We start from the raw sequence: 24,041 nt of genomic DNA, 5'->3' as shown, positions 1-24,041 counted from the left end.
GACTCTAGTTCAACCATCAATTTGCAATGCATGGTTTCGCAATTTTTTAAACATGGGGTTTCATTGAAAAAAGAAAACCCCACGAATTTGCTTTGAGGCAAACTTATCGTGGGGCTTTCCAACTAACCAACCAAAATTGTTATGATCTTCTTCTCGAAGTCGATCTTGTATTTTTATTACTAGAAGTACTTCTGCTTTGTGTTGCTCTCGGTTTACTTTTTGTAGACCTCGAAACGGTTCTTTGTGTCGTTTTCGGTTTACTCGTTCTAGTTACTGTACGTTGCGCAGTTCTAGGTTTGTTTTGAGTAGTTCTTGTAGCTACACGTTGTGTATTTCTAGTTGTTTTCTCTCTTTTACTATATGTACGAGTATTTGCGTTATTTGGTTTTCTGGTAACCGAAGTATTTCTAGTTCTGGTTACTGTTCTGGTATTATTTACATTTGGTCTTGTAGTTCTAGTAACGCTTTCTCTGGTTCTTTTATTATCATTTGCACGTGTATTGGTTCTAGTTGAATTTGTTCTAGCATCATCACGTCTTGTCGATGTTCTTCTGTTAACGTTTTCAGAATTAGCTCTAGTATTTCTGTTTACGGTAGAAGTATTATTTCGTCTTGTAGCATTTACTTGAGCCACATCTCGTCTAGAATTGGCACGTCTGTTTATTTCTGTTTTATTTCTAGTGCTTCGGTTAACCGTTGCATAATTTCTATTTCTATAAACTTTATGTCCACGTCTTGTGGCAATAGCGGTTCTTGGTCTGTAGTTGTTATAAAACGGTCTGCTATACGTGTATCGAACCGGGTTGTAATATTGTCTATAAGGTCTGTTGTAAACTACGCAGTAATCGTAAGCCGGAACACTGTAATACCTGTGCCAAGGTCTGTAAACATAATGCCTGTTATAAATGTTTATAAATCCAGAAAAATGTGAGTAGCGGTTGTAGCGGTTGTAGTGTACATATAAACCACCAACACGCGAAATATAACCATGTCTGTTGTAGTGAATATTTACATTACCAACTTGACTTACACGTCCGTAGTAATCATAATAAATAGGGGTGTTTTCTATTTGAATAATGGCACCGTACTCATCGTATTGCACGTAAGCGTTGTAATCGTAACCCGAATTAAAACTGATGCTAACATTTGGCGAACCAATAGACACGCCCAAACGCGAGTTGCCTCTTAAAATATTAAAATCGAATTGCCCATCGCGGAACACCGAAAACTCAATACCATCTTCTACAAAAATGAAAGAATTGCCATAACCTCCATAATAAGTTGCTGTTGAATTTGCTGTGGCGTTGGTTGTGGTTGCGGTAGCAGTAAACCCTGAAAGGACCAAACCTGCTAATAAGAATATAAATTTTTTCATAATTGTGTGTTTTAATTGTGTTACGCTTATGTCTTTACAAACAACGTGCCAAAAAACGGGAACGTATTCTAAAGCCTTTAAAATCAACGAACAATGGTTGGTAACTTTTTTTAAGTTGAAATGGAATTGATTCGTTTTGTGGGAAAAATTTGAGAAATTTGCTTTTATTGGATATGAAATATTAAATTAATTTTGTGTCGATTCATATAATCGAACTAAAAAAAACTCGAAATCTTATAAGATGTCTAGTTTTTTCTTCATCAATTTCAACAAATACCTATTAGCAACTGCCAAAAAAGTATTTGTATTAAAAGGCAAAAATAAAGTAACTTTCAAAATTCAATTTGGCTAATGTAGAACACATATAAAATCATAGTAATGAAAAATTTAGATAGAAGAAGTTTTATTAAAAAAACATCGCTTACAGGTGTTGCCTTGGGTTTAGGGAGCATGTTGCCTGCTTATCCAAGCAACCACCCATTTTTTGACCACGAGGGTAAATATATGGGCGGATTTGCGGCACCAAAATTAAATAAAGTACGCGTTGCCTTAATTGGTGTTGGTGCGCGTGGTAGTAGTCATGCCGCACAATTAGCAACTATTGAGGGTACGGAAATAGTGGCCATAAGCGATTTGTATGAAGATTATGCTAACCGATCGGCAAAAAAATGTAAAGCCATAGGAAACGGAGAGCGCCATAAAAACATTGCCCTTTACTACGGTGGCGAAGATAAATGGAAAACCATGCTTGAAGAAGTAAAACCAGACGCTGTTTTTATTTCCACAAACTGGAAAAACCATGCACCAATGGCTATTGAGGCTATGAAAAAAGGCGCGCATGCCTTTGTAGAAGTGCCAATTGCGGTAACTTTAGAAGAAATGTGGGACATTGTGTTTACCTCCGAGCAAACCCAAAAGCATTGTATGATGTTGGAAAATGTGAATTACGGAAGAGACGAGCTTTTGTATTTAAACATGTGCAGACAAGGTGTTATTGGCGATATTCTACACGGTGAAGCTTCTTATATACACGAATTAAGATTCCAAATGGAAGAGCAGGAAAGAGGTACGGGGTCCTGGCGAACGCCACATTATGCCAAAAGAAACGGCAACCTTTATCCAACACATGGTTTAGGTCCTGTGGCACAGTATATGAATTTGGCTAGAGGTGATGATAATTTTAATAGTTTGGTATCGTTTTCAACACCTTCTTTGGGTAGAAAACAGTATGCTGAAAAAAATTATCCAGCAGACCACAAATGGAATAAGCTGGATTATAAAGGGGGCGATTTAAATACATCGATTATAAAAACCACTTTAGGCAGAACCATCATGGTGCAATGGGACGAAACCAGTCCGAGACCCTATTCGCGTCATAATTTAGTGCAAGGCACCAAAGGCACTTTAGCCGGTTTCCCAACGAGAGTAGCTTTAGAAGGTGGTGTAGAAGGTGCCACCAAAGACCACCACAGTTGGGCTCAAGGTGAGAAATTAGAAAAAATATACGAAAAATACGAGCACCCATTATATCAGCGCGTTGGTGAGTTAGCTAAAAAAATGGGTGGCCATGGCGGCATGGATTTTATGATGCTATTCAGGGCTATTGAATGTTTACGTAACGGCGAACCATTAGACCAAAATGTTTACGAAGGTTGCCATTGGAGTGCTGTAGCGCCTTTAAGTGAAAGATCGGTTGCTCAAGGTGGTGCACCTCAAGCCTTTCCGGATTTTACCAGAGGAAAATGGAAAACCACCGAGCCACTTGCTATATTAAAATAATTCATTTTAAATAGTTATAAAAAGCCCCTTTAATCAATATTGATTAAAGGGTTTTTTTATTTAAAGAGTTAAAAATGAATGATTTATAGTCCTTTTTCGTATTTTTTTTGTATCTTAAGAGACATATCATTTTTTATTCATTTGCGTTATGGGCCAACCAATAAAAATTGTAGCACTTCCAACAGATACACGTGCACAGCACGGTACAGGTTTAGACGACACAAGGGATGCTTATAAAGCAAACCATCGTGCAAAGGGACACGAACTCATACCAACTTTTACATCAATAAATGACTTATGGGCACAAATACGAGCTATATGTGAGCGCAACGCCCCGGATATAGACTGTGTTACTGTGCTGGAAATTGGCGCTCACGGATCTCCTGACTATATTGACGGTATAAGTGATGAATTCGGTAATGACAATACAGATGCTTTTGGGCTTCTGATAAAACAAAATAAAGATATTTTATGTGACGAAGTGCATATTTACTGCTCTGGTTGTAACACGGGCATAGATTTTGGCCCGTGGGATTCTATAGCTGAAAACATTTGTGACGATATCCCATTTGATGCTACAACTTTTCCACATCATGTTAGTGTTTATGGCACCAAGGGCTATAAGGCACAAGGGACTTCACATATGATGAGTAATGAAATCGTACTTGCAGAGTGGACAAAAAACGGGAGAGTAACTCATCCCAGTTATTGGAATGGCGAAGATGCCAATGGAAATAATGTTTGGAACAAATTTGATAACTGGTAATCATGAAAGTTTTTTTAGAAAAAAACGGTAATCGCATAGAGTTAAAACCACACATGGTTCAGCTTTTTTATAAGGAATTGAAAAGAGCTACTAATTTATGCAGCACTATTTTTAGATCTGAAAAGGGGTATTTAGAAAGAGTAACTGCTGATTTAAAGGTTATTCTTGAACGGACTCCTACGAATAGTCAAGAATATTTTATCCATTCACGAGCAGTGCTTTACTATCCTAAAAAAGACCGTAGTTATCAGTTTTATTTTGGTTTTTTACTGATCGAGTGGTACAAAGATGCTACTACTCCGAATCCTTAAATAATAACTAAATAGTAAAACCCCGAAGCACTGTAATAAGTATTTCGGGGTTTTTATTTTCCACTACAAAAAAGTTAATGCTTTCTCTTTTTGTGCTTTTTTACTTTACCATTCTGTTTGTAATAGTAATAATTGTCATCGTCATCATCATAATCATTGTCATACCAATCGTCCTCGTCGTAATCTCTATCTCTGTGGTTATGGTCCATATTACAACTGCTTACACCACAAATATTACAGCTATTACTAAAACGATTCACTTGTCCTCGGGTAAAAACAATTTCTCCCCAGTGGTTGTACTTTACTTTTAAACCACCAACTTGGGTTAAAGTGCCATTACGTTTATAGCTCATATAAATGGAGCCTACTCGTTTAAGCTTGCCATATCTATCGTAGTTTAAAAACAAATTGCCAATGCGCCTTACTTTGCCATCTCTATCATGTGAGATAGAAACCCCTCTATTTCGATATCTTTTAGACGTGTACTTAAAACGTTTACCAGGTGTCCCATAAGTAATGTTCACACTACTTCTTTTAGAAGCCCGTGTTTTGTAATACGAATCGTTATAAAAAGTGTCTTCGTAATTTGTATTAAAATCAAAACTTCCGTCAGGAAAAACTAAAAATTCGATACCGCGTTCAACAAACATAATAGGTTGCGCGTAACGATAGCGTTTTGTTTTATCTAACTTGGTTTTTTGTTTTTGGTGGTTTAGCTCTGTTGCTGATACTGTTGTTAATCCTATTAACAAGCCTGTAAATAATAGTAATAATCTTTTCATAATCATATAGGATTTAATTTCTGCCTACTCTTTAGCTTTTCGGCTTACGCTATTTACTTTATGGTTTTCAATTAATGTGCCAAAACCGTAAGTTTCTCATTGTTAGCTTTTTAATAATCTGTAATTGTAATTACTTTTTTTTACTTTTATAGAAACCAATCATTTTAATGGAAAAGCAATACGAAACTTGCAAAAACTGTGAAGAAAATTTTGAAGAAGGCTTTGCTTTTTGCCCACATTGTGGACAAAAAGCAAAAGACGAGCTTACCATTGGCGTTTTGTTCTACAATACGATAACCAACTATTTTTCGTTCGACGCACGTTTTTTTAAAAGTTTTTTGCCGTTGCTTTTAAAACCAGGTTATTTGGCAAGCAAATTTATTGGTGGTAAACGCTTACAGTATTTACATCCGGCACAACTCTATTTGTTTATTTCGGTGGTGTTTTTCTTTTTATTGACTGTAGTTGTGGTAAGAGATACAGTTGAAGAGTTAGATACGGCACTAAAGAAAACATTGGAAAAGCCAATAATTTCTGATAGTGCAAAAGTAAAAGCGAAAAAGGCCCTGGATTCTGTGAAACTAGATAGTATTTTAATGCCATTAAAGGAAAAAGGACTAACTGGAATAGATGAAAATCAAGTAAAACTATTAGATTCTCTAATAAAAAAAGAGACAAGTGGAAAAAAGAACTATGGAACATCATTTGATTTTAATACCAAAGAAGTTGATTCGCTAATAGCGGTAAACGCTACCAATGATACTATTTTTAAGGCTATGGGAATGAATGATGACGCAGGATTTATTAAAAGAAAGTTTTACGAGCAAAGCCTTAAGTTTTATAAACAGCGCAATGGCGGACAAATAATGCAAGCAGCCATTGATACCATACCCATTTCACTGTTTGTTCTCTTGCCCATTTTCGCATTGATTTTAAAATTGTTGTTTTTCAACCGAGGCACTTATGCCCATCATTTAGTGTTTAGTTTTTATTTCTTTTCGTTTTTGTTTACCGTGTTTAGCATTTTGCTCATCATTAATTATATATGGGATTTGCCCGATTGGATAGATTTTTTAATCACGTTGTCAACCTATTTTTATCTATTAATGGCCATAAAGCATTTTTATCAACAGGGTTGGTTTTTAAGCTTATTTAAGTCTGGATTGGCTTCTTTTATTTATTTAATGATTGTTATTCCTGTTGCCATAGTTATTATTTTTTTCGTAGGATTTTTGTTTTATTGAACGCTTTAAAATTTCTTGTTAATAAGGTTTTTGTGAGTAATAATATATTTTGACGCTTTATTAAGTGCTTGATATTTAGTATATTGAATCGTATTAATCCTAAAACATTTAATTATGAAAAATTTTACCAACCTCATTTCTTTTTGTTTTCTTACCTTGTTTTTAGTTTCCTGTAGTACCCGAGCTGCTTATCTTGCTCGTGAAGAAAGCAGTAGCTTTTCATCATCGGGAGTTGCGCTAGCGCCTAATACTTCAAAATCAGCCACCACAAGTAAAGCCTCTGCTTCCAATAGTTTAAGGGCTTCCAATTCTAACTCGACATCGGGTTTTCTCATTGGCATTTATTTTACCGATTTAACCTTAAGTGAAGACTTTGAGATTCAACCAGAAATAGATTTTCTTCTGGTTAAAAATTTGAATGAAATTCAAGCTCCTATTTTAGTAAAATATAATGTTGCTGATGCTTTTAGCCTTTTAGCAGGACCAAATCTAGGCTTCTTATTGGATGCGCCAAACGGATGGAAGTCTTTTAATTTTGGAGTTGATTTTGGTGCAGCTTATGATATTGATGAAAAATTCAATGTTAATGCCAGGTACGATTTAGGATTAACTAACTTGTTGAAAAACCCAGGAGGAAACTCCGTGAAATTAAGAGGGATTCAAGTTGGGCTAGGGTATAAGTTTTAATATTTTCTAAATTTTCAAGGAAAGGAAAAGTGCTTGTTGCAAATGAGTGCTTTTCTTTTTTATTATAGTTTATCCTTTAAATACTTAGCGGTTTCTGAAGCTTTAATTTTTATAATTTCCTCAGGAGTGCCTGCCGCGACTAATTTTCCACCGGTTTCGCCGCCATTTGGCCCTAAATCAATAATATGGTCGGCACACTTTATAAGCTCTAAATTATGTTCAACAACAATGATCGAGTGTCCCTTTTCAATCAGCGCGTTAAAGGATTTTAAAAGTTTTTGAATATCATGAAAATGCAATCCCGTTGTGGGTTCATCAAAAATAAAAAGAGCTTTTTCCTTTGTGTTTCCTTTGCCTAAAAACGAAGCGAGTTTTATACGCTGTGCTTCGCCACCAGAAAGGGTAGAAGAACTTTGTCCTAAAGTAACATAACCTAAACCAACATCCTGTAAAGGTTTTAATTTGGTTGTTATTTTTGTTTGCTTATTGGTTTCAAAAAAGGCAAGGGCATCGTCAATGGTTAAGTTTAAAATATCATCGATACTTTTATTGGCAAATGTTACTTCTAAAACCTCTTTTTTAAAGCGTTTGCCTTTACAGGTTTCGCATTCTAAATGCACATCGGCCATAAATTGCATTTCAATGGTTACTTCACCTTCGCCTTTACAAGTTTCACAGCGTCCGCCATCTACGTTAAACGAAAAATGTTTGGGCTGGTAGTTTCGTATTTGGCTTAGTTTCTGTTTTGAAAATAAAGCGCGAATATCGTCGTAAGCTTTAATATAAGTTACCGGATTTGATCGTGAGGAACGCCCAATTGGATTTTGATCTACAAACTCAATATGGTTTATGTTGGCAAAATTGCCTTCTAAAGCTGTAAACTGACCAGGTTTATCACCAAAATCGGTCAATTTTTTTTGTAAAGCTGGGTATAAAATCTTTTTGACCAAAGTACTTTTTCCGCTACCGGAAACACCAGTAATTACCGTGAGAATACCCAGTGGAAAACGAACATCGATATTTTTCAAGTTATTTTCGCGCGCTCCAATAATATCAACATAATATTTAGAGGTTCTTCGTGTTTTGGGAACTTCAATTTTTAATGTTTCATTAAGGTATTGAGCCGTTAAGGAATCCGACGCCAAAATATCAGCATAAGTGCCATGTGCCACCACATGACCACCAAAAGTACCGGCTTCCGGACCAATATCAATAATGCTATCGGCGGCTTTCATAATGTCCTCATCGTGTTCCACGACAATAACCGTATTACCTAAATCGCGCAGTTGTTTTAAAACCAAAATTAAACGCTCGGTGTCCTTTGGATGCAGGCCAATACTGGGTTCGTCCAAAATATACATCGAGCCAACCAAACTGCTGCCCAACGATGTGGCGAGATTGATGCGTTGGCTTTCACCACCCGAAAGCGTATTCGATTTTCGGTTTAAAGTCAAGTAATCCAACCCGACATTCGAAAGAAATAATAGCCTGTTATTAATTTCCTTTAAAAGTCTATTGGCAATTTGCGCATCATAGTCGTTTAGCTCCAATTGCTTAAAAAATATAGCCAATTTATCCAGCGGCATTTCAACCAAATCGGTAATAGTCGCACCCGCAATTTTTACGTAATTGGCTTCAATTCGTAAGCGTTTGCCATTACAGGTTTTGCATTTTGTTTTTCCGCGGTAACGCGATAGCATCACACGATTTTGAATTTTATAAGCTTTAGATTCCAGTTCGGCAAAAAAGGAATTCAAACCTTCAAAATGCTTGTTGCCCGTCCAAATAAGTTGTTTTTGGGCCTCGCTCAACTCGAAATACGGTTTATGGATAGGGAAATCAAACTTATGCGAATTATTCACCAATTGATCTCTGTACCAACTCATGCTTTCTCCACGCCAAGGAAAAATAGCGTTTTCGTAAACCGATAACCCAGTGTTTGGAATAACCAAATCGTCGTCAATTCCGATAATATCGCCATAGCCTTCGCATTTTGGGCAAGCGCCGTACGGATTATTAAAACTGAATAAATGCACATTGGGTTCTAAAAAAGTAATGCCATCCAATTCAAATATATTGCTGAATTCCCGTTGCCCGTTATCAGCAAGCGTTTCCACAATACAAGTTCCCTTACCCTCAAAAAAAGCGGTTTGAATGGCATCGGCCAATCGATTGAAAAAATCTTCCTCGTCTCTAATTATAATTCTGTCGACAACTAAATAGATGTTTTCTTTATCGGAAACATCTTTTGCTTCATCAATTCTAATAACGGTATTGTTGATTTTAATTCTGGCATAGCCTTGTTGGTTCAAAGCTTGAAGTTTGTCACTCATACTGCGGCCTTCTTCCAAATGAATAGGGGCGAGGAGCAGTAATTTTTCACCTTCGGGAAATGTTTTTAAATACTTTAAAACATCTGAAACCGTATCTTTTTTCACCTCATTTCCAGAAACCGGCGAATAGGTTTTCCCGATTCTGGCGAATAAAAGTTTTAAATAATCGTAAATCTCGGTCGTGGTGCCAACGGTTGATCGAGGGTTGGTAGAATTCACTTTTTGCTCAATGGCAATGGCCGGTGCAATACCTTTTATGTAATCTACTTTGGGCTTGTTTAGTCTGCCCAAAAATTGGCGTGCGTAGCTCGATAAGCTCTCCACATAGCGCCGTTGTCCTTCCGCGTAAAGCGTATCAAAAGCTAAACTGGATTTTCCCGAACCCGACAATCCCGTAATAACCACCAATTTGTTTCTAGGAATAATTACATCAATATTTTTTAGGTTATGCAATTTTGCACCTTTAATGATGATGTTTTGTTTAGGGTTTACTTCAGAAATATTAGGAATCATAAGCTTTTAAAAGGATAATTTTGCAAAGATACTATAAGTAAATCAGCTTAAAAAATAGATTATTGTTTAAAGGATTGTTAAAAAAAATAGATTTTTTTTGTTTTTTAGGAACGATTGTTGTTATATTTGGTTTATCAATTAAAAAACAACTCTCGCCTATAGCATAACATTACTTTTAAAAACTTAACCCCAAGCAATGAGGCTTTTGCTTCGATGCATTAAAAGTAATGATTATGAAATACAAACATATTTCTGATGCTACATTAGTTAGCAGTTATATTCAAGGTGATGAAAGCGCTTTAGAAATTCTCATCACAAGGCACAAGCAAAAAGTTTACAGTTTTATTTATTCAAAAGTTTACGATAGGGATGTGGCTGAAGATATTTTCCAGGACACATTTATTAAAGTTATCAGAACGCTTAAACGCGGGGCTTACAACGAAGAGGGCAAGTTTTTGCCGTGGGTGATGCGTATCTCGCATAATCTGGTTATTGACTTTTTTAGAAAGAACAACCGCATGCCAAAATTTGATAACAGTGGCGATTTTAGTATTTTTTCCGTGCTTAGCGATACGAGTTTGAATGCTGAAAAAACCATTATAAAAGAACAGGTTGAACACGATGTAAGACGATTGGTTGATGAGTTGCCCGAAGACCAAAAAGAGGTGCTAATGATGCGTATTTACAACGATATGAGTTTTAAGGAAATCTCGGAAAGAACAGGAGTAAGTATAAACACGGCGTTGGGGCGTATGCGTTATGCTTTAATTAATTTGCGAAAAATAATAGACAAACACAATATAGTTTTAACCAATTAGTACAATAAAGTAAGTTTTGCTGCGTTAGCTTAATAAATAACCTATAATTTATTGAAATGGCAAAACTTTACACTGAAAATTCTATTAAAAATTTAAACGATCTAAAACCGAAGGAAGAAACGGTTAATTTTCTTCTAAATTATTCCAAGGCTTTAAGTGTTATAAATTGTAATAAAATGAAGTTTGAAGCGCTTCTAAATTAAGTTTAATGGAAAAGTCCTGATTTTAAAAAATCAGGACTTTTTTTGTTTGTAGTATTCGTTAATAACGCTTTTTCTACCTATTGTTTTTGTGATGATATCTTTCTCTAAATCCCAACCGCGTGCTGGAGAATACTCGCGTCCGTACCAAATAATCTGTAAATGCAATTCGTTCCATAATTCTTTTGGAAACAAGCGCTTTGCATCTTTTTCGGTTTGCACTACGTTTTTGCCATTGCTTAAATTCCATCGGTACATTAACCGATGAATATGCGTGTCTACAGGAAAAGCAGGCACACCAAATGCCTGCGACATCACTACGCTTGCTGTTTTATGCCCTACAGCTGGAAGTGCTTCTAAAGCTTCAAAACTTTTTGGGACTTTGCCATCGTGTTTTTCAATTAAGATTTCAGATAACCCATGGATGCCCTTGCTTTTCATGGGTGAAAGCCCAACGGGTTTTATAATGTCGCGAATCTCTTCAACCGAAAGCTTAACCATATCGTACGGATTGTCGGCCCTCTCAAAAAGTAAAGGCGTTATTTTATTTACACGAACGTCGGTACTCTGCGCAGACAGCAATACTGCTATAAGTAATGTGTATGGGTCTTTGTGGTCTAAAGGAACGGGAATTTCTGGATAAAGCTTGTATAATGTATTAATAACAAAGTTCACTTTCTCTTTCTTGGTCATAAGTCGTATTTTTGCTTAAAAATCAAAGTTAAGATTATGAATACACTAAAACAAGGTGATGCTGTGTCTAATTTTTCAGCTAAAGATGAACAGGGAAACACGGTTTCATTAAGTAATTACAAAGGAAAAAAGCTAATCGTGTTTTTTTACCCAAGGGCAAATACACCGGGCTGTACCGCAGAAGCATGTAATTTGAGGGATAATTATGAGGTTTTAAAAGAAAAAGGCTATGAGTTGTTAGGTGTAAGCGCCGATTCTGCACGAAAGCAATCTAATTTTAAAAAGAAATATAATTTTCCGTTTCCGTTATTGGCAGACGAAGATAAAACCGTAATTAATGCCTTTGGCGTTTGGGGGCCCAAAAAGTTTATGGGTAGGGAGTTTGACGGTATTCACAGAAAAACCTTTATTATTGATGAAAAAGGCCTAGTGGAACGTGTTATAGATAAAGTAAAAACCAAAGACCACGCCGCACAAATATTGGAGTAAGCACCAAAAAGGAACTGTCTGAAAAGAATAATTTAACGACGAATGTTATGTTGAGTGCAGTCTAAATACGTTGAGAATTAAGATATTATAGATTTATACGGCATTCAAACGGACAACGATGATAACTTTTCAGACAGCTTTTTTTTCGTATGTATCAAAATAAGCCGTTATTTTTTTACCGCTCTTTTTTTAATGCGAATAGGTTTTAATGGTTTGCGCGTGTAGCCAAACAACCTATAATCTTTAATTAAATCTGAGATACCTTCAGGTAGCATAGCTTCCCAACCTCGTTCGCCATTTTCAATTTTATGAAGAATTTCCCTTGAAAAAATACTCATAATACTTTCGTCGTATTCTTTAATGTCAATCACTTTTCCGTTGTATTTAAAGAATTTATAAAGCTCTTTCATTCGTGGGTAAACCTTCAAGTTTTCACTATTAATAAGTTCACCGGTTTCCGGATCGAGCATAGGGTATAAATACACTTTTAAATCTTTAAAGAACAATTTACCAAACGCTTCAAGAATCCCGCCACTTAAATGGCGATAGTACTTTTCGTCAAAAATATCAATCAAATTATTAACGCCCATGGCAAGTCCCATTCTTGCTTTGGTATAGGTTGAAAAATACTCAACCACTTTATAATACTCTTGGAAATTGGAAATCATTACCGATTGTCCGAGCGAGCACAGTAAATCGGCTCTATCCATAAAATCCTGTTCGTCTATTTCGCCCTCGGCTCGCAAGTTGGACAAAGTAATTTCAAAAACAACCTCTGTTTTGTTTTCATCAACTTTATTTTCTTTTACAAACATTTCGTATGATTTCTCGTACATGGCCATATTGACTTTGGTTACGGGTCTGAAACTACCGCGTAAAGCCAGTATGTTTTTTTTGTACAACACTCTCGCCGGAAGTACGTTGTTGCCATCGGGACCGAACATTACGGCATCGGTCATGCCATTTTTAACTAATTGCAAACTCATTAACCTATTATCTACATCCTTAAAAACAGGGCCAGAAAAGTTAATGGTGTCAATTTCCAATTGATCTTGATCTAAATGGTCGTATAAATAACGCAGTAATTTTTTGGGTTCGTTGTATTTGTAAAAAGCGCCATAAATAAGATTGGTGCCCAAAACGCCCAACGTTTCTTGTTGTAAGCGCGCATCGGTTTCCTTAAAACGAACATGTAATATTATTTCGTTATAACCGCCATCGGCTTCAACTTGATATTTTATTCCTACCCAGCCATGACCTTTAAACTTCTTTGAAAAATCTATGGTAGCAACGGTGTTGGCGTAGGTAAAAAATATTTTATTCGGGTGTTTTTCTCTGGTAATACGCTTTTCCATGAGATTCATTTCATGCGAAAGCATCTTGCGCAAACGCGCTTCGGTTACATAGCGTCTATCATCTTCAATTCCATAAATGGCATCACTAAAATCTTTATCGTAAGCCGACATCGCTTTTGCAATCGTACCAGATGCTCCGCCCGCTCTAAAAAAATGACGGCAAGTTTCTTGACCCGCACCAATTTCTGCAAATGTGCCGTAAATATTTTCGTTTAAATTTATTCTTAAAGCTTTAGATTTTAACGACGGTATATCATCAAATTCCTTATCACCCTTTATGGTAATTTCCATAGTTTTTTTTTGAGTTGTTGCTAATGTTTACAAAGGTATCAAATAACTATAGCTTACAAAAAAATAAGTTTATTTTTGTGATTAAATATTACTTTCTTGAAAATTACATTTCTTGGCACGGGTACATCTCAAGGCATTCCAGTTATTGGAAGCAAACACCCTGTATGCTTAAGTGATAACCCTAAAGATAAACGGTTAAGGGTGTCTGCTTTAATAGAATGGGATGATTATGCTTACGTGATAGATTGTGGCCCGGACTTCAGACAGCAAATGCTGCGCAGTAAATGCGAAAAAATCAATGGCATTTTATTTACGCATGAGCATTCGGACCATGTTGCAGGACTGGACGATATCAGGCCGCTCTGTTATATGAATGGCGATATGAATATTTATGCCCACCAACGCGTTATTGCATCCATAAAAAATCGTTTTGATTATATCTTTAAAACCGAAAACAAATATCCCGGTGCGCCAACGGTAATAGTTAATAGAATTGAAAACAAACCGTTTCACTTATCTGGAATTGAAGTTGTGCCCATCAACGTTAACCATTACTTTGTCCAGGTTTTTGGCTACAGGTTCAAGGATTTTGCATATTTAACCGATGTGAAAACAATAGAAGAGAAAGAAATGGAAAAACTGAAGAACCTTAAGGTTTTGGTAGTAAATGCACTGAGAATAGAGCCGCATATTTCTCATTTTAATTTAGAAGAAGCTTTGCGATTTGTTGAAAAAATAAAGCCCGAAAGAGCCTATTTTACACATATAAGCCATTTATTGGGCTTTCATGACGAGGTACAACAAACACTGCCAAAAAATGTTTTTCTGGCCTATGACGGCTTACAAATAACCCTTTAAAAAAAGTAATAAAATGAAGCAAAAAATTTTTATTTATTTATTTGTGTTTTCGGTATTGTTGGTGCTGTTTCAGTATGTTAACTCCAAACGAATTTTTGAAGACATGAACAATAAACTGGAAAAGTATAAATCAAAATCAATAAAATATAAAGATTCCATAGCGGTTTTGCAGGATGATATATTAAATCTCTCGCATTTTAATTTATACAGAAATGAAGATGCCATCAGCTATTTTGAAAACGATGGCTATAATGTAGATGAATTGATTCCCTTTATTAAAGATGAACTTTACAAATTAAACGAAACCAGTGGACAACATCCCATTGTACCTTATGCTGCAAGTGAAGGCAGAAGAATGATGATTAATACGGTAAAGATGTTAAATCATAAATGGATTATTGCCGATTTTTCGGATGGCGAATTTTGGGGCGAAATATTTTTAACCTACGAAATAACAGAAGACAAGCAACTAAAATTCAATCTGGTAGAATCGTTTTTATATCCTTTTGATAAATAATGTATTGTATACCCGTAATCAGTAATGAGCATATCGTCATGCTGAACTCGTTTCTGCATCTCATAATTATTTGACATACAATCATTTGTTGAATACGACCCTGAAACAAGTTCAGGGTGACGAACCAATTATGTAACATTAAGGGCAATCAGATAATTTACTTGATTTTGTAAGCTACGCCTTTTTGTTTCTTTGTTTCGCCTACATACGAATATTCAAAGGTGTACGATGAATCGGTTGTGGTTAAAATTTTTAAGTGCACATCCTTTCTTTCGGCTCTGTTTTTGGGATTAATGGTTTTAAAAATAACCTCGCAATCGTTTATCCATCGCAATTTAGAAGAATCTATTTTTTTATTGTACGTTTCAATTTGTAAATTTCCACTTCTTTTAAAAGTAGATTTATACAGCACATCATTTATGGAAACCTCGCTATAAAACTCACCTGTTTTATAGGCTTTGCAATCCCTGGAAGTTTCGTAGCAGCTCAATAGGCTAAACAACAATATAAAACAGAATAAACGCATAACATATATTTTTGGGCAAAGCTACTAAACAAAGAATTTATTTGCGACCTTTTAAGGTAAAATTGCTAGTCGTTTTGAAAGTTTTCAAAACTGCCGTCAGAGTAAAAAATAACAATACGCTCAATTTTTTTTCCGTTTTCGCTTTCAGGCTTCAAAGTGTCTTCAATTTTTAATTCCTGGGGTTTAGTAGTTGTATTGGCTATATTTTTATTTGAAGGAAATTCGCCTTTGCCATTTAATAGCCAATACAACTCAACCTCCGGAAAGGAGGAAAGTACTTTTAAAACAAAGTCTAAACTCGGTTTGTTCCTGCCCGATAAAATGTGCGAAATACTAGATCGCTGTACACCGATTTTTTCTGCGAAAGAGGAAGCAGATTCACCGTAATAATCTATTACTTTTTGGAGTCGTTTCACGAAAGCTTCATTGTTTATCATTGTAAACACGGGTTTTAAACAAGTTGTGTTACAAATGTAACGAATTAATTTTAAAAGTAGTGTTTACATCCTTAAATAACCCACAATATACTGAACTAATAGTTTATATAGTAACATGTAATTAACTGAAAATAAATATTTAAAGCAATAAGTTTAATGATTTCGCAAAATTAATGGATTTCTAACCATTGCGTGTGTTATTTTTGTTAACTTATGTATACAAAAACGATAATAATGTTTGTTTACAAATGTAAATTAGTAAATGTTTACATTTGTATATTAAAAAATTTCAATGAACGTAGCACATTTAAAATCACTGTTTTTAAAGCACAAAGAAAATAGTCTCATCCATCGGTATATTACCAATCTTAATATTGAACCTTTATTAAATGACTTAGAAAAAATAATAGATGTAAATATTATTGGAAAATCGGTTTTAAGGCAACCCATTTATTCCTTAAAAATTGGTAATGGCGAAAAAAAAATATTGATGTGGTCGCAAATGCACGGAAACGAATCGACCACAACCAAGGCGTTATTCGACGTTTTAAATACACTTTTAGATAAAAAAACGGAACTTAACTATATTTTAAAAGCCTGTACTTTATACATCATTCCCATTTTAAATCCAGATGGCGCCAAAGCGTACACTAGGGTGAATGCAAATGCGGTAGATTTGAATAGAGACGCCCAAGACTTATCGCAACCGGAAAGTAAGCTGTTAAGGGCTGTTTTTAACGATTTTAAGCCTCATTTTTGCTATAACCTGCATGGGCAACGTACTATTTTTAGTGCTGGAAAAACGAATAAATCGGCTACGGTTTCTTTTCTGTCGCCAGCACAGGATAAAGATTGTAAAATTACGGCAAATCGGAAGGTTGCCATGGAAATTATAGGTGTTATGAATAAAGTGCTTCAGAAAGTAATACCGAATCAAGTTGGTGTTTACGACGATGCATTTAATTTGAATTGTGTAGGCGATACGTTTCAGAGTGAAAATGTACCCACTATTTTGTTTGAAGCGGGACATTTTCAGGAGGATTACGCCCGAGAAATAACGCGAGAGTATATTTATATGGCTATGATGCAATCGCTGGACTATATAGCCAATAATAAGGTTGACGGAGATTTATATGAGGCTTATTTTGATATTCCTGAAAACGAAAAATGTTTTTTTGATGTGATTATACGAAATGCCAAAACAGATGACGATAGAGTAGTGGATATTGGCATTATGCATCAAGAAAAATTAATACATGGCAACATTGAGTTTATCCCAAAAATCGTAAAAATTGAAAAATTGACGGGCTTTTATGGGCATAAAGAGTTTGATGCCAATAATTTGGTTGTATTGGATGAGCGTGGTGATTGCGTAAAAGTTAATAACGAAAACGATTTCGTAATAATAAATAACAATAAAATCGCATTATTATGGCAATAAAAGACAGAAATAATATGTATTTTTTGATGAAAATGTAGTAATTTTGCTTTTTATTTAAGAATAATTAATTATGGGGAAAATTAAATTAGACGAAATCGATCATCAAATTCTTGATATGTTAATCGATAATACAAGAATTCCGTTTACAGACATTGCAAAAAAATTATTAATCTCTGCAGGTACAGTTCATGTGCGTGTAAAAAAAATGGAAGAATCCGGAATTATTAGAGGGTCATCCTTAACATTGGATTATAAAAAATTAGGCTATTCTTTTATTGCCTATGTTGGCGTATTTTTAAATAACACCTCTCAAACTAAATTTGTGTTAGAACGCATTAACAATATTCCTTTTGTAACGGTGGCACATATAACTACAGGAAAATTCAATATATTCTGTAAAATTAGAGCCAGAAGTACAGAGCACGCCAAAGAAGTTATTTTTATGCTTGACGATATTGAAGGTGTTTACAGAACAGAAACCATGATATCGCTTGAAGAAAGCCTAAACGACAAAAAGCGTTTGATGCACTCTATTTTTAATGAGTTGTAATTTGCTTTAAATTAAAGATCAGAAATAAAAAAAGCCCTTCAAAAAGGGCTTTTTTTATACATAATTTCTACTTTTCAACGCTTAGAACAACCTAACAATGCTACTTGTATAGCTATTTAAGCATTTCAAAGAAATTTTTTGATTTAATATGTAAGTTTCGTCATTTTTATAATAATCTTTGATTTTCGAATTTTACCAACCAATTTGACTAACCCATATGGTATTTAATTCTTTAGAGTTCTTTGTTTTTTTACCAATAGTTTTTTTCCTCTATTGGATAGTTTTTAAAAAAAGTTTAAAATCACAAAATTGGTTATTGCTTTTCGCCAGTTATTTATTTTATGGCTGGTGGGATTGGAGATTCCTCTCATTAATATTGCTCAGCACATTAGTAGATTATTTTGTTGGGTTAAAAATTCATGCCAATGAAAAAAAATCCGCACGAAAAGCATGGCTTTGGGTAACGGTTATTTTCAATGTTGGACTTTTAGGCTTTTTTAAATATTTCAATTTCTTCGTTGATTCTTGGGTGGACATGTTCGCAATGTTTGGCTATAACATGCATAGTACGTGGACATTGCGTGTTATATTACCAATAGGTATATCGTTTTATACCTTCCAAACCATGTCGTATTCGTTCGATATTTATTATAAAAAATTAACGCCTACAAGAGATTTTTTGTCCTTTGCCGCCTTTGTTAGTTTTTTTCCACAGTTAGTGGCAGGACCCATTGAGCGTGCCTCGAACCTGTTATCTCAAATTACCCATAAAAGAACATTTAGTTACGACCAATCCGTTAGCGGGCTTAAATTGATATTGTGGGGATTATTTAAAAAAGTGGTTATTGCAGATTCTCTTGGGCCAATGGTTGATGATATTTTCGCCAATTATGCCGATTATCCGGCCTCTACACTCATTTTGGGAGTTACAATGTTTAGCTTTCAAGTGTACGGCGATTTTAGCGGTTATTCTGATATTGCCATTGGTACCGCCAAACTTTTTGGGATAGAATTAATGTCTAATTTTAAATTCCCAAATTTCTCGAGAAATGTCGCGGAATACTGGCAGCGGTGGCACGTATCGCTCTCAACATGGTTTAGGCATTACGTTTATATACCTTTAGGTGGATCGCGTGTTAGCAAGCTTAAATCGGTTAGAAATATTATTATTATTTTTCTTGTCAGTGGCTTTTGGCACGGTGCCAATTGGACCTTTATTTTTTGGGGTGCATTTCATGCCTTGGCATTTATCCCTGTTTTTCTATTGGGCCGAAACACCATTTATAAAAACAATGTAGTGGGAGAGCACTCCTTTTTTCCTTCGCTTAAAGAAATTGGCCAAGTTATATTAACCTTTGGAATTGTAACTTTTTCAAGAATATTTTTTAGATCGGAATCCATCACCGATGCCTTTGCTTTTATAAAAAGAATAGTTTCTGATTTTAGTTACGAAGTGTATTACCATCCCATGGGTTACAGGATGATCGATTATTACATTCTAATAGCGGTATTTGTAATTTATGAATATAGGATGAGAAAAGATGAACGCGTACCCTTTAAGTTCAAATCTAAAGTCGTTAGGTTTATAGCTTATGCGATAGTGGTTTTATTGATGATGTTGTTTTATGATGATGGCATTGATAGGTCGTTTATATATTTTCAATTTTAAAATCGTGAAAAGGTTTGTTCTAAATACTTGTTTGTACATATTTCTAATCCTTTTATGTTTAGAAGGCCTTGTACGGCTCTTTCATTTATATAATGATGTGCCTTTGCACTTGTATATTGATGAATATGATATTCAAAAAACAGTACCAGGACAAACTGGATTTTCGGTTACTGGAAATAGAAGACAGAATTTTGCAGAATTCAGAATTAATAATTTTGGTTATAATTCGTATAGGGAGTTTATCCCAACAGCAAATGAAGTTGAGATTGCACTAATAGGCGACTCTTTTATTGAAGGTTTCAATCAGCATTTTTATGATTCCACAGGAAAAAAAGTTGAAAACTATTTAAATGATGGGACAAAGGTGTTCGAATATGGTCGCGGCGGATATGATATGGCGGACCAGTTTCATATAATAAAATCTTACAAAGATCAATTTGATCTTATAGATTATGTTTTTATTTATATGAAATTTGAAAATGATTTAAAAAGAACTGAAATTAAGCCAGACCATCGTTTAGTGAATTTAAAACATTCTTTTAAATTTAAGATTAAAAGACAAATTAGGTTGCTTAAGTACGCTAATGCCATAGGTCTTTTTGATGCTTTTAGAAGGTTTTGGTACGGGTCAAATTTTAATGAAGAAACTTTTGATACTTTTATATCTAGTAGTGATAGTATCAGCGATAAATTCGACGCTGAATATTTAGATAATTTTAAAACGCTAGTCAAAACCTATGGTTTTAATAAAGAAAAAAATGTCTTTTTATTTGACAAAAGAAAAACCAGCCCCCTTTTTGTAGAACATTGTGAAAAGATGGGATACAAATACCTTGATTTTGGAGCGGTTTTTGAAAAGTCTAGCAGACCAACCGATTTAATTTACGACCGCCATTGGAATAACCACGGCAGGGAAATTGTGGCTTCGGTAATAGCCGATTACGTTAAAAACAATGCAGGCAAATAACATTTCTTCACCCATTTAAAAGATGCTGCATTTTAAGTTTTTTAAATGTAAATCTTAAATAATAATCCCAATCTATTAAGAAAAAGCAAATCAATCGATACTGCCTAAATGAAATACCCATTAAAGAGCCTATGGACAGATGGAAAACAATGGCAGATATAAGATATATGTTTCTGTATTTTGAGTTAATAAACACTACAAAAGCGAGTAATTCAAATAAAACCGAACCAATTGAGAGGGCAACAACCAGAAATTTATTATTTGCTATATATTCAGCAATATCATTCAGTTTCTTTTTTGTTTGAAAGTTGCCGTAAGTATGAGCTATAAAACCAAATTCATCCTTCCATTTTTCATTCTCTTTAATTTTGCTATCACCAATAATGAGTTGCGATTCGCCTCCTTCATATTTTATGGTTCTTTCCTTTAAGTAAAACCCTAAAGTCGAGCCGTCCATCCAAGACATGCCATGGCCATATCTAAGCTTCGAAACTCCGGCAGAAAAGTAAGTAATGGCTACCAAAGCCAAAACCAAATTCAAACCCCACTTTGGATTGCTTGCAAAATCTAAAACCCTGTTTTTACGTTTATTATAAAAATGCATTAAAAGATAATCAATCGATAGCTTCATGGATCCTGGCACAAGCGCAAGAGCGAAAATAACCTGACTTGGTAAAGAAGTGTGATGATCAAAAACCCCAATACCCTCGCCAACCCCGAATACGTAAAAACATAAAAAGGCCAATACCAATAAATTTAGTCTGCCTAAAATGCCCAGTGCCGCACCAAAAGCAGAAACTATAATTAAAAACTTAACGGTTGTGTAAAGGTTTGAATCCAGTACTAAAAACGCATCGGGCAAAAGGCTGGTAAACCAAGTTTTTGATAAAGCATACTGAATGTTATTTTCTAACTGAAAAATAGCGTTAAGGCGTTCCAATACATATTTCCCCATTAATATTGAAAGCGAAAATCTTAAAATGCTTAAAGGTTGTGCTATTACCAACCTTAGTAAACCAATTAGCTTAATTCCTATTTTCATATAACGCATGGTATTTTTTATCGCTATAATCAAAATAGCCAATAGGTTTAAAGTATTTAATGATGTTTCTATTTTGGTCTACGCTTTTAACAGATAAACTTATTTGGTTAAACGAGAGGTTGTATTCACTTAAAATAAAACCAGAATAATAGTTGAAAAAGGCATCCATCCTATCTTGAAAATCGGATTTGCTTTCGGTCAATTTGCTATCAAAAGGTGAAATGGCATGAGTTGAACCGTAAACTTTGCTAAAAAAATGCCTGATAAAAAGATCTTCAGACTTACCGTAATACCTCGTTAAATCAACTTGTGTGGAATCAGTTACACCTTCAAATTTAAATAGGTATAAATCTGTGTTATCATCAATATAATGCCCAAACATGGGAGCGCAGGTATACGGAAAGCTCTCAATACCCAAAATAGCCACAAAGATATTTGGTACCAATATTAGTGCAGTAACAATTTTAAAATATGCCTTTTTTTCAAATAACTTATTTCTCATTATTACAGCAAAAACAATTTTTAGATTTATAGTATCCTCGTCTGTGCAAATAATCAATTGCTTTTATAATAAACATTTCCTGTTTTGAGTAACCAAAATTACTTATGCTAATTGAAGTGTCTAACGATTGTACATAATGCCACCACTTTGAAGGCACATGCAGAACATCTCCAGGCCCCAACGTAACACTTAAAAATTCCACCTCTTTGAATTTAGGGAACTTGCTTTCATCAAAATTATTTATATCAACTTGACTGGCTATTGCGCCATTGATGTATTTAGCACTCGGATACATCTTTTTGTTAAATTTTGTAGAACTGATGATAAACATTTTTTTTCCTTTTATTTGGGCGTACATGTTTTTTCCTGTATCGTTATGAAACCCAGACACTGTGTTTGACGGCCCAATCCAAGCTGTAACGTCGTTTATTTTATTATAGCTTTCAAAAAACGAAAAATCGATTGCATTTTTTAAATGTGGGTAGTAATTAAAAATATTCAGGGTAGTTAAGTAATCTTTAAAGGACTCTTTATTGGCATCAGCCGTTTTTAATTTTTTAATATAATCTTTAAAGGATGCTTTTGTGTAGCGGTTATCGTCTTGTATAAAATTACCAGAGAGTAAAAGAATATCTTTATCTTCTTTTAAGTTCAATAAAAAATCTAAATCCCAATTTTTTGTCGCGCCCCAATCTTTGGCCAGACCTTTAAAAACAACTGGTTTTTTATTGTAATATTTTTTTTTAAAGATAGAGGAATCAAATGATGTGATTTCTTCAATGGGTATGCTTTGAGATAAAATGTCATTTAAAATATTCATTTCCCGATGGTGTTTTTAGTTACTAATTTTTTTATTCAGATAATCAACTATACTGTTGGCTATTAAAGCTCTGCCATGATTGTTCCAGTGCATATCGTATATTAAAGTAGTGGGCTTTTCCGATTGTTTAAATGCCTTGCTAAAATCGATATAATTATAGCCCATTTTATCGCAATAATCTAAAAAATATGTGCTGGTTTTGTCTTTATTGAGCAGAAAAGTAGTTTTGGTTTTATCAAATCCAAATGTATCTATTAAAGTTTTAAGATTATCTAAATATTTTTTGGCATCAGCTTCAGAAACTGCCTCGTCTTCATATGTTTCGGGTACAATTCCAAAAAACCTATCCCGTAACCTTAAGATTGGTTCAAAAACACCAATACCTTCGGCATAGGTGGTTAGTTTAATTTTGTCTCTAATTTGAAAGGTGGTAGAGTATTGTAAGTCTACCCGCCACTGATTGGGAGTGTATTTACCTCGTTTTAAATCGTTATTGAACTTAATATAAATAAAAATATAATCAATGTTTTTAAAATGTTCTTGATAGGCTTGAATAAGGTGTAATTGATCGGCCAAATCGTAGCCAGAGTGCCCATATTCAAAAACGTTTACCGTGTTTTTTAATTTGGTTTCTATTTTTTTTCCAATAGATCTATGGTAATCTTGATGAAAACCCTCTATAAAAGAGTCGCCAATAAGAGCAATATCTGTTGTGGTGCTACTAGGATTATATTCTTTATAGGAATTGAAGCCACTGTCGTTAATATTATATTTTGCATATTTCATGCGCCTGTTGCCAGTAACATAGTACCCTTGCTGTTTTGGTAAATATGTTTTAACATTCAATTCGTTAATATAATAAGTTGGATATTCAAAATATAAATGAAAAACACGCACGCAAACTTCCAAGAATACCAAGATTAGAATAAAATATAAAATCATTTTACCAATTAATAATTTCATTTTTTTAAAGCATAGAAGTTTAGTTGTAAGGTAAATATAATTACAATTTGCAAGTATTAAATCAATAATCGTTTAAATACATTCTTTTTGCTTTTAATAGAGGTTTTTCCTAA

24 protein-coding genes are annotated in these 24,041 nt (G+C 34.5%); 13 read left to right on the top strand and 11 right to left on the bottom strand.

The window, feature by feature from the left end:
• Nucleotides 1-139: 139 nt before the first annotated feature.
• Nucleotides 140-1,375: a hypothetical protein gene (locus RNZ47_RS07590; RefSeq protein ID WP_311938476.1), complete on the bottom strand. Its 1,236-nt coding sequence runs from the start codon at nt 1,373-1,375 to the stop codon at nt 140-142.
• Nucleotides 1,376-1,753: 378 nt separating this feature from the next.
• On the opposite strand from RNZ47_RS07590, the gene RNZ47_RS07585 reads away from it, so the two are divergent.
• The 3 genes from RNZ47_RS07585 (at nt 1,754) to RNZ47_RS07575 (ending at nt 4,231) form a co-directional block, all read left to right on the top strand.
• Complete coding sequence (locus RNZ47_RS07585; protein WP_311938474.1) at nt 1,754-3,154, top strand: Gfo/Idh/MocA family oxidoreductase; 1,401 nt, start codon at nt 1,754-1,756, stop codon at nt 3,152-3,154.
• Nucleotides 3,155-3,302: 148 nt separating this feature from the next.
• Nucleotides 3,303-3,920, top strand: a complete 618-nt coding sequence (locus RNZ47_RS07580; RefSeq protein ID WP_311938472.1) for a hypothetical protein — start codon at nt 3,303-3,305, stop codon at nt 3,918-3,920.
• Between the two features lie 2 nt (nt 3,921-3,922).
• Nucleotides 3,923-4,231, top strand: coding sequence for a hypothetical protein (locus tag RNZ47_RS07575; protein WP_311938470.1), 309 nt, complete (start codon nt 3,923-3,925; stop codon nt 4,229-4,231).
• A 74-nt stretch (nt 4,232-4,305) separates the two neighbouring features.
• Here RNZ47_RS07575 and RNZ47_RS07570 read toward each other — a convergent pair whose 3' ends face one another.
• Complete coding sequence (locus RNZ47_RS07570; protein ID WP_311938468.1) at nt 4,306-5,013, bottom strand: hypothetical protein; 708 nt, start codon at nt 5,011-5,013, stop codon at nt 4,306-4,308.
• A gap of 167 nt (nt 5,014-5,180) precedes the next feature.
• On the opposite strand from RNZ47_RS07570, the gene RNZ47_RS07565 reads away from it, so the two are divergent.
• Nucleotides 5,181-6,257, top strand: coding sequence for a DUF3667 domain-containing protein (locus RNZ47_RS07565; protein ID WP_311938466.1), 1,077 nt, complete (start codon nt 5,181-5,183; stop codon nt 6,255-6,257).
• A 114-nt stretch (nt 6,258-6,371) separates the two neighbouring features.
• A complete protein-coding gene (locus RNZ47_RS07560) occupies nt 6,372-6,944 on the top strand; it encodes a porin family protein (RefSeq protein WP_311938465.1) in 573 nt (190 codons plus the stop codon).
• Nucleotides 6,945-7,006: 62 nt separating this feature from the next.
• On the opposite strand, the gene uvrA is transcribed toward RNZ47_RS07560, so the two are convergent.
• Nucleotides 7,007-9,790, bottom strand: a complete 2,784-nt coding sequence (gene uvrA / locus RNZ47_RS07555; RefSeq protein WP_311938463.1) for an excinuclease ABC subunit UvrA — start codon at nt 9,788-9,790, stop codon at nt 7,007-7,009.
• A gap of 233 nt (nt 9,791-10,023) precedes the next feature.
• Between uvrA and RNZ47_RS07550 the strand changes: the two genes are divergently transcribed.
• Nucleotides 10,024-10,608 (top strand): RNA polymerase sigma factor, encoded by a 585-nt coding sequence (locus tag RNZ47_RS07550; protein WP_311938461.1) that lies wholly within the window; start codon nt 10,024-10,026, stop codon nt 10,606-10,608.
• 233 nt (nt 10,609-10,841) lie between these two features.
• Here the strand turns inward: RNZ47_RS07550 and RNZ47_RS07545 are convergent, their stop codons facing one another.
• A complete protein-coding gene (locus RNZ47_RS07545) occupies nt 10,842-11,501 on the bottom strand; it encodes an endonuclease III domain-containing protein (RefSeq protein WP_311938459.1) in 660 nt (219 codons plus the stop codon).
• Nucleotides 11,502-11,537: 36 nt separating this feature from the next.
• On the opposite strand from RNZ47_RS07545, the gene bcp reads away from it, so the two are divergent.
• Entirely contained in the window at nt 11,538-11,990 is a 453-nt protein-coding gene (gene bcp / locus RNZ47_RS07540) for a thioredoxin-dependent thiol peroxidase (RefSeq protein ID WP_311938458.1), read from the top strand.
• A 167-nt stretch (nt 11,991-12,157) separates the two neighbouring features.
• On the opposite strand, the gene RNZ47_RS07535 is transcribed toward bcp, so the two are convergent.
• Nucleotides 12,158-13,636: a TonB-dependent receptor gene (locus RNZ47_RS07535; RefSeq protein ID WP_311938455.1), complete on the bottom strand. Its 1,479-nt coding sequence runs from the start codon at nt 13,634-13,636 to the stop codon at nt 12,158-12,160.
• Nucleotides 13,637-13,732: 96 nt separating this feature from the next.
• Here RNZ47_RS07535 and RNZ47_RS07530 point away from each other — a divergent pair, with 96 nt between their 5' ends.
• On the top strand, nt 13,733-14,494 hold the full coding sequence (locus RNZ47_RS07530; protein ID WP_311938453.1) for an MBL fold metallo-hydrolase: 762 nt from the start codon (nt 13,733-13,735) through the stop codon (nt 14,492-14,494).
• Nucleotides 14,495-14,507: 13 nt separating this feature from the next.
• Nucleotides 14,508-15,011, top strand: coding sequence for a hydrolase (locus tag RNZ47_RS07525; RefSeq protein ID WP_311938451.1), 504 nt, complete (start codon nt 14,508-14,510; stop codon nt 15,009-15,011).
• Between the two features lie 157 nt (nt 15,012-15,168).
• Here the strand turns inward: RNZ47_RS07525 and RNZ47_RS07520 are convergent, their stop codons facing one another.
• Both RNZ47_RS07520 and RNZ47_RS07515 read right to left on the bottom strand, forming a co-directional pair.
• Entirely contained in the window at nt 15,169-15,537 is a 369-nt protein-coding gene (locus tag RNZ47_RS07520; protein WP_311938449.1) for a DNA topoisomerase IV, read from the bottom strand.
• Between the two features lie 65 nt (nt 15,538-15,602).
• Nucleotides 15,603-15,974, bottom strand: a complete 372-nt coding sequence (locus RNZ47_RS07515; protein WP_311938447.1) for a helix-turn-helix domain-containing protein — start codon at nt 15,972-15,974, stop codon at nt 15,603-15,605.
• Between the two features lie 292 nt (nt 15,975-16,266).
• Here RNZ47_RS07515 and RNZ47_RS07510 point away from each other — a divergent pair, with 292 nt between their 5' ends.
• The 4 genes from RNZ47_RS07510 to RNZ47_RS07495 all read left to right on the top strand — a co-directional run bounded on the left by RNZ47_RS07510 (nt 16,267) and on the right by RNZ47_RS07495 (nt 20,601).
• Nucleotides 16,267-17,415 carry a M14 family zinc carboxypeptidase gene (locus RNZ47_RS07510; protein WP_311938445.1) on the top strand — a complete coding sequence of 383 codons (1,149 nt, stop codon included), beginning with the start codon at nt 16,267-16,269 and terminating at the stop codon, nt 17,413-17,415.
• Nucleotides 17,416-17,485: 70 nt separating this feature from the next.
• A complete protein-coding gene (locus RNZ47_RS07505) occupies nt 17,486-17,965 on the top strand; it encodes an Lrp/AsnC family transcriptional regulator (protein WP_311938443.1) in 480 nt (159 codons plus the stop codon).
• A gap of 316 nt (nt 17,966-18,281) precedes the next feature.
• Nucleotides 18,282-19,634, top strand: coding sequence for an MBOAT family O-acyltransferase (locus tag RNZ47_RS07500; protein ID WP_311938442.1), 1,353 nt, complete (start codon nt 18,282-18,284; stop codon nt 19,632-19,634).
• 31 nt (nt 19,635-19,665) lie between these two features.
• The gene (locus tag RNZ47_RS07495) at nt 19,666-20,601 is read left to right on the top strand and encodes a hypothetical protein (RefSeq protein ID WP_311938440.1); all 936 of its coding nucleotides are present in this window, start codon (nt 19,666-19,668) and stop codon (nt 20,599-20,601) included.
• 7 nt (nt 20,602-20,608) lie between these two features.
• Here the strand turns inward: RNZ47_RS07495 and RNZ47_RS07490 are convergent, their stop codons facing one another.
• The 4 genes from RNZ47_RS07490 to RNZ47_RS07475 are packed head-to-tail and all read right to left on the bottom strand — an operon-like array spanning nt 20,609 to nt 23,928.
• Nucleotides 20,609-21,643, bottom strand: coding sequence for an HTTM domain-containing protein (locus RNZ47_RS07490; RefSeq protein ID WP_311938438.1), 1,035 nt, complete (start codon nt 21,641-21,643; stop codon nt 20,609-20,611).
• Nucleotides 21,627-22,145 (bottom strand): hypothetical protein, encoded by a 519-nt coding sequence (locus tag RNZ47_RS07485; protein WP_311938436.1) that lies wholly within the window; start codon nt 22,143-22,145, stop codon nt 21,627-21,629. The genes RNZ47_RS07490 and RNZ47_RS07485 overlap by 17 nt, the downstream gene beginning before the upstream one ends.
• Complete coding sequence (locus RNZ47_RS07480; protein WP_311938434.1) at nt 22,135-22,965, bottom strand: cupin-like domain-containing protein; 831 nt, start codon at nt 22,963-22,965, stop codon at nt 22,135-22,137. The genes RNZ47_RS07485 and RNZ47_RS07480 overlap by 11 nt, the downstream gene beginning before the upstream one ends.
• Nucleotides 22,966-22,980: 15 nt before the next feature.
• The gene (locus RNZ47_RS07475) at nt 22,981-23,928 is read right to left on the bottom strand and encodes an SGNH/GDSL hydrolase family protein (RefSeq protein ID WP_311938432.1); all 948 of its coding nucleotides are present in this window, start codon (nt 23,926-23,928) and stop codon (nt 22,981-22,983) included.
• Nucleotides 23,929-24,041 lie beyond the last annotated feature (113 nt).

Origin of the sequence: Hwangdonia seohaensis, assembly GCF_031932625.1 — a bacterium.
Classification (GTDB): domain Bacteria; phylum Bacteroidota; class Bacteroidia; order Flavobacteriales; family Flavobacteriaceae; genus Hwangdonia; species Hwangdonia seohaensis.
This window is presented reverse-complemented; position numbering and strand designations above follow the sequence as displayed.

What these genes read in the sequence shown, in the direction of transcription:
- RNZ47_RS07525 (WP_311938451.1), top strand. Translation starts at nt 14,508, where the DNA reads ATGAAGCAAAAAATTTTTATTTATTTATTTGTGTTTTCGGTATTGTTG.
- RNZ47_RS07550 (WP_311938461.1), top strand. Translation starts at nt 10,024, where the DNA reads ATGAAATACAAACATATTTCTGATGCTACATTAGTTAGCAGTTATATT.
- RNZ47_RS07590 (WP_311938476.1), bottom strand. Translation starts at nt 1,375, where the DNA reads ATGAAAAAATTTATATTCTTATTAGCAGGTTTGGTCCTTTCAGGGTTT.
- RNZ47_RS07570 (WP_311938468.1), bottom strand. Translation starts at nt 5,013, where the DNA reads ATGAAAAGATTATTACTATTATTTACAGGCTTGTTAATAGGATTAACA.
- RNZ47_RS07475 (WP_311938432.1), bottom strand. Translation starts at nt 23,928, where the DNA reads ATGAAATTATTAATTGGTAAAATGATTTTATATTTTATTCTAATCTTG.
- RNZ47_RS07585 (WP_311938474.1), top strand. Translation starts at nt 1,754, where the DNA reads ATGAAAAATTTAGATAGAAGAAGTTTTATTAAAAAAACATCGCTTACA.
- uvrA (WP_311938463.1), bottom strand. Translation starts at nt 9,790, where the DNA reads ATGATTCCTAATATTTCTGAAGTAAACCCTAAACAAAACATCATCATT.
- RNZ47_RS07545 (WP_311938459.1), bottom strand. Translation starts at nt 11,501, where the DNA reads ATGACCAAGAAAGAGAAAGTGAACTTTGTTATTAATACATTATACAAG.
- RNZ47_RS07565 (WP_311938466.1), top strand. Translation starts at nt 5,181, where the DNA reads ATGGAAAAGCAATACGAAACTTGCAAAAACTGTGAAGAAAATTTTGAA.
- bcp (WP_311938458.1), top strand. Translation starts at nt 11,538, where the DNA reads ATGAATACACTAAAACAAGGTGATGCTGTGTCTAATTTTTCAGCTAAA.
- RNZ47_RS07515 (WP_311938447.1), bottom strand. Translation starts at nt 15,974, where the DNA reads ATGATAAACAATGAAGCTTTCGTGAAACGACTCCAAAAAGTAATAGAT.
- RNZ47_RS07490 (WP_311938438.1), bottom strand. Translation starts at nt 21,643, where the DNA reads ATGAAAATAGGAATTAAGCTAATTGGTTTACTAAGGTTGGTAATAGCA.
- RNZ47_RS07520 (WP_311938449.1), bottom strand. Translation starts at nt 15,537, where the DNA reads ATGCGTTTATTCTGTTTTATATTGTTGTTTAGCCTATTGAGCTGCTAC.
- RNZ47_RS07480 (WP_311938434.1), bottom strand. Translation starts at nt 22,965, where the DNA reads ATGAATATTTTAAATGACATTTTATCTCAAAGCATACCCATTGAAGAA.
- RNZ47_RS07575 (WP_311938470.1), top strand. Translation starts at nt 3,923, where the DNA reads ATGAAAGTTTTTTTAGAAAAAAACGGTAATCGCATAGAGTTAAAACCA.
- RNZ47_RS07580 (WP_311938472.1), top strand. Translation starts at nt 3,303, where the DNA reads ATGGGCCAACCAATAAAAATTGTAGCACTTCCAACAGATACACGTGCA.
- RNZ47_RS07535 (WP_311938455.1), bottom strand. Translation starts at nt 13,636, where the DNA reads ATGGAAATTACCATAAAGGGTGATAAGGAATTTGATGATATACCGTCG.
- RNZ47_RS07505 (WP_311938443.1), top strand. Translation starts at nt 17,486, where the DNA reads ATGGGGAAAATTAAATTAGACGAAATCGATCATCAAATTCTTGATATG.
- RNZ47_RS07560 (WP_311938465.1), top strand. Translation starts at nt 6,372, where the DNA reads ATGAAAAATTTTACCAACCTCATTTCTTTTTGTTTTCTTACCTTGTTT.
- RNZ47_RS07510 (WP_311938445.1), top strand. Translation starts at nt 16,267, where the DNA reads ATGAACGTAGCACATTTAAAATCACTGTTTTTAAAGCACAAAGAAAAT.
- RNZ47_RS07485 (WP_311938436.1), bottom strand. Translation starts at nt 22,145, where the DNA reads ATGAGAAATAAGTTATTTGAAAAAAAGGCATATTTTAAAATTGTTACT.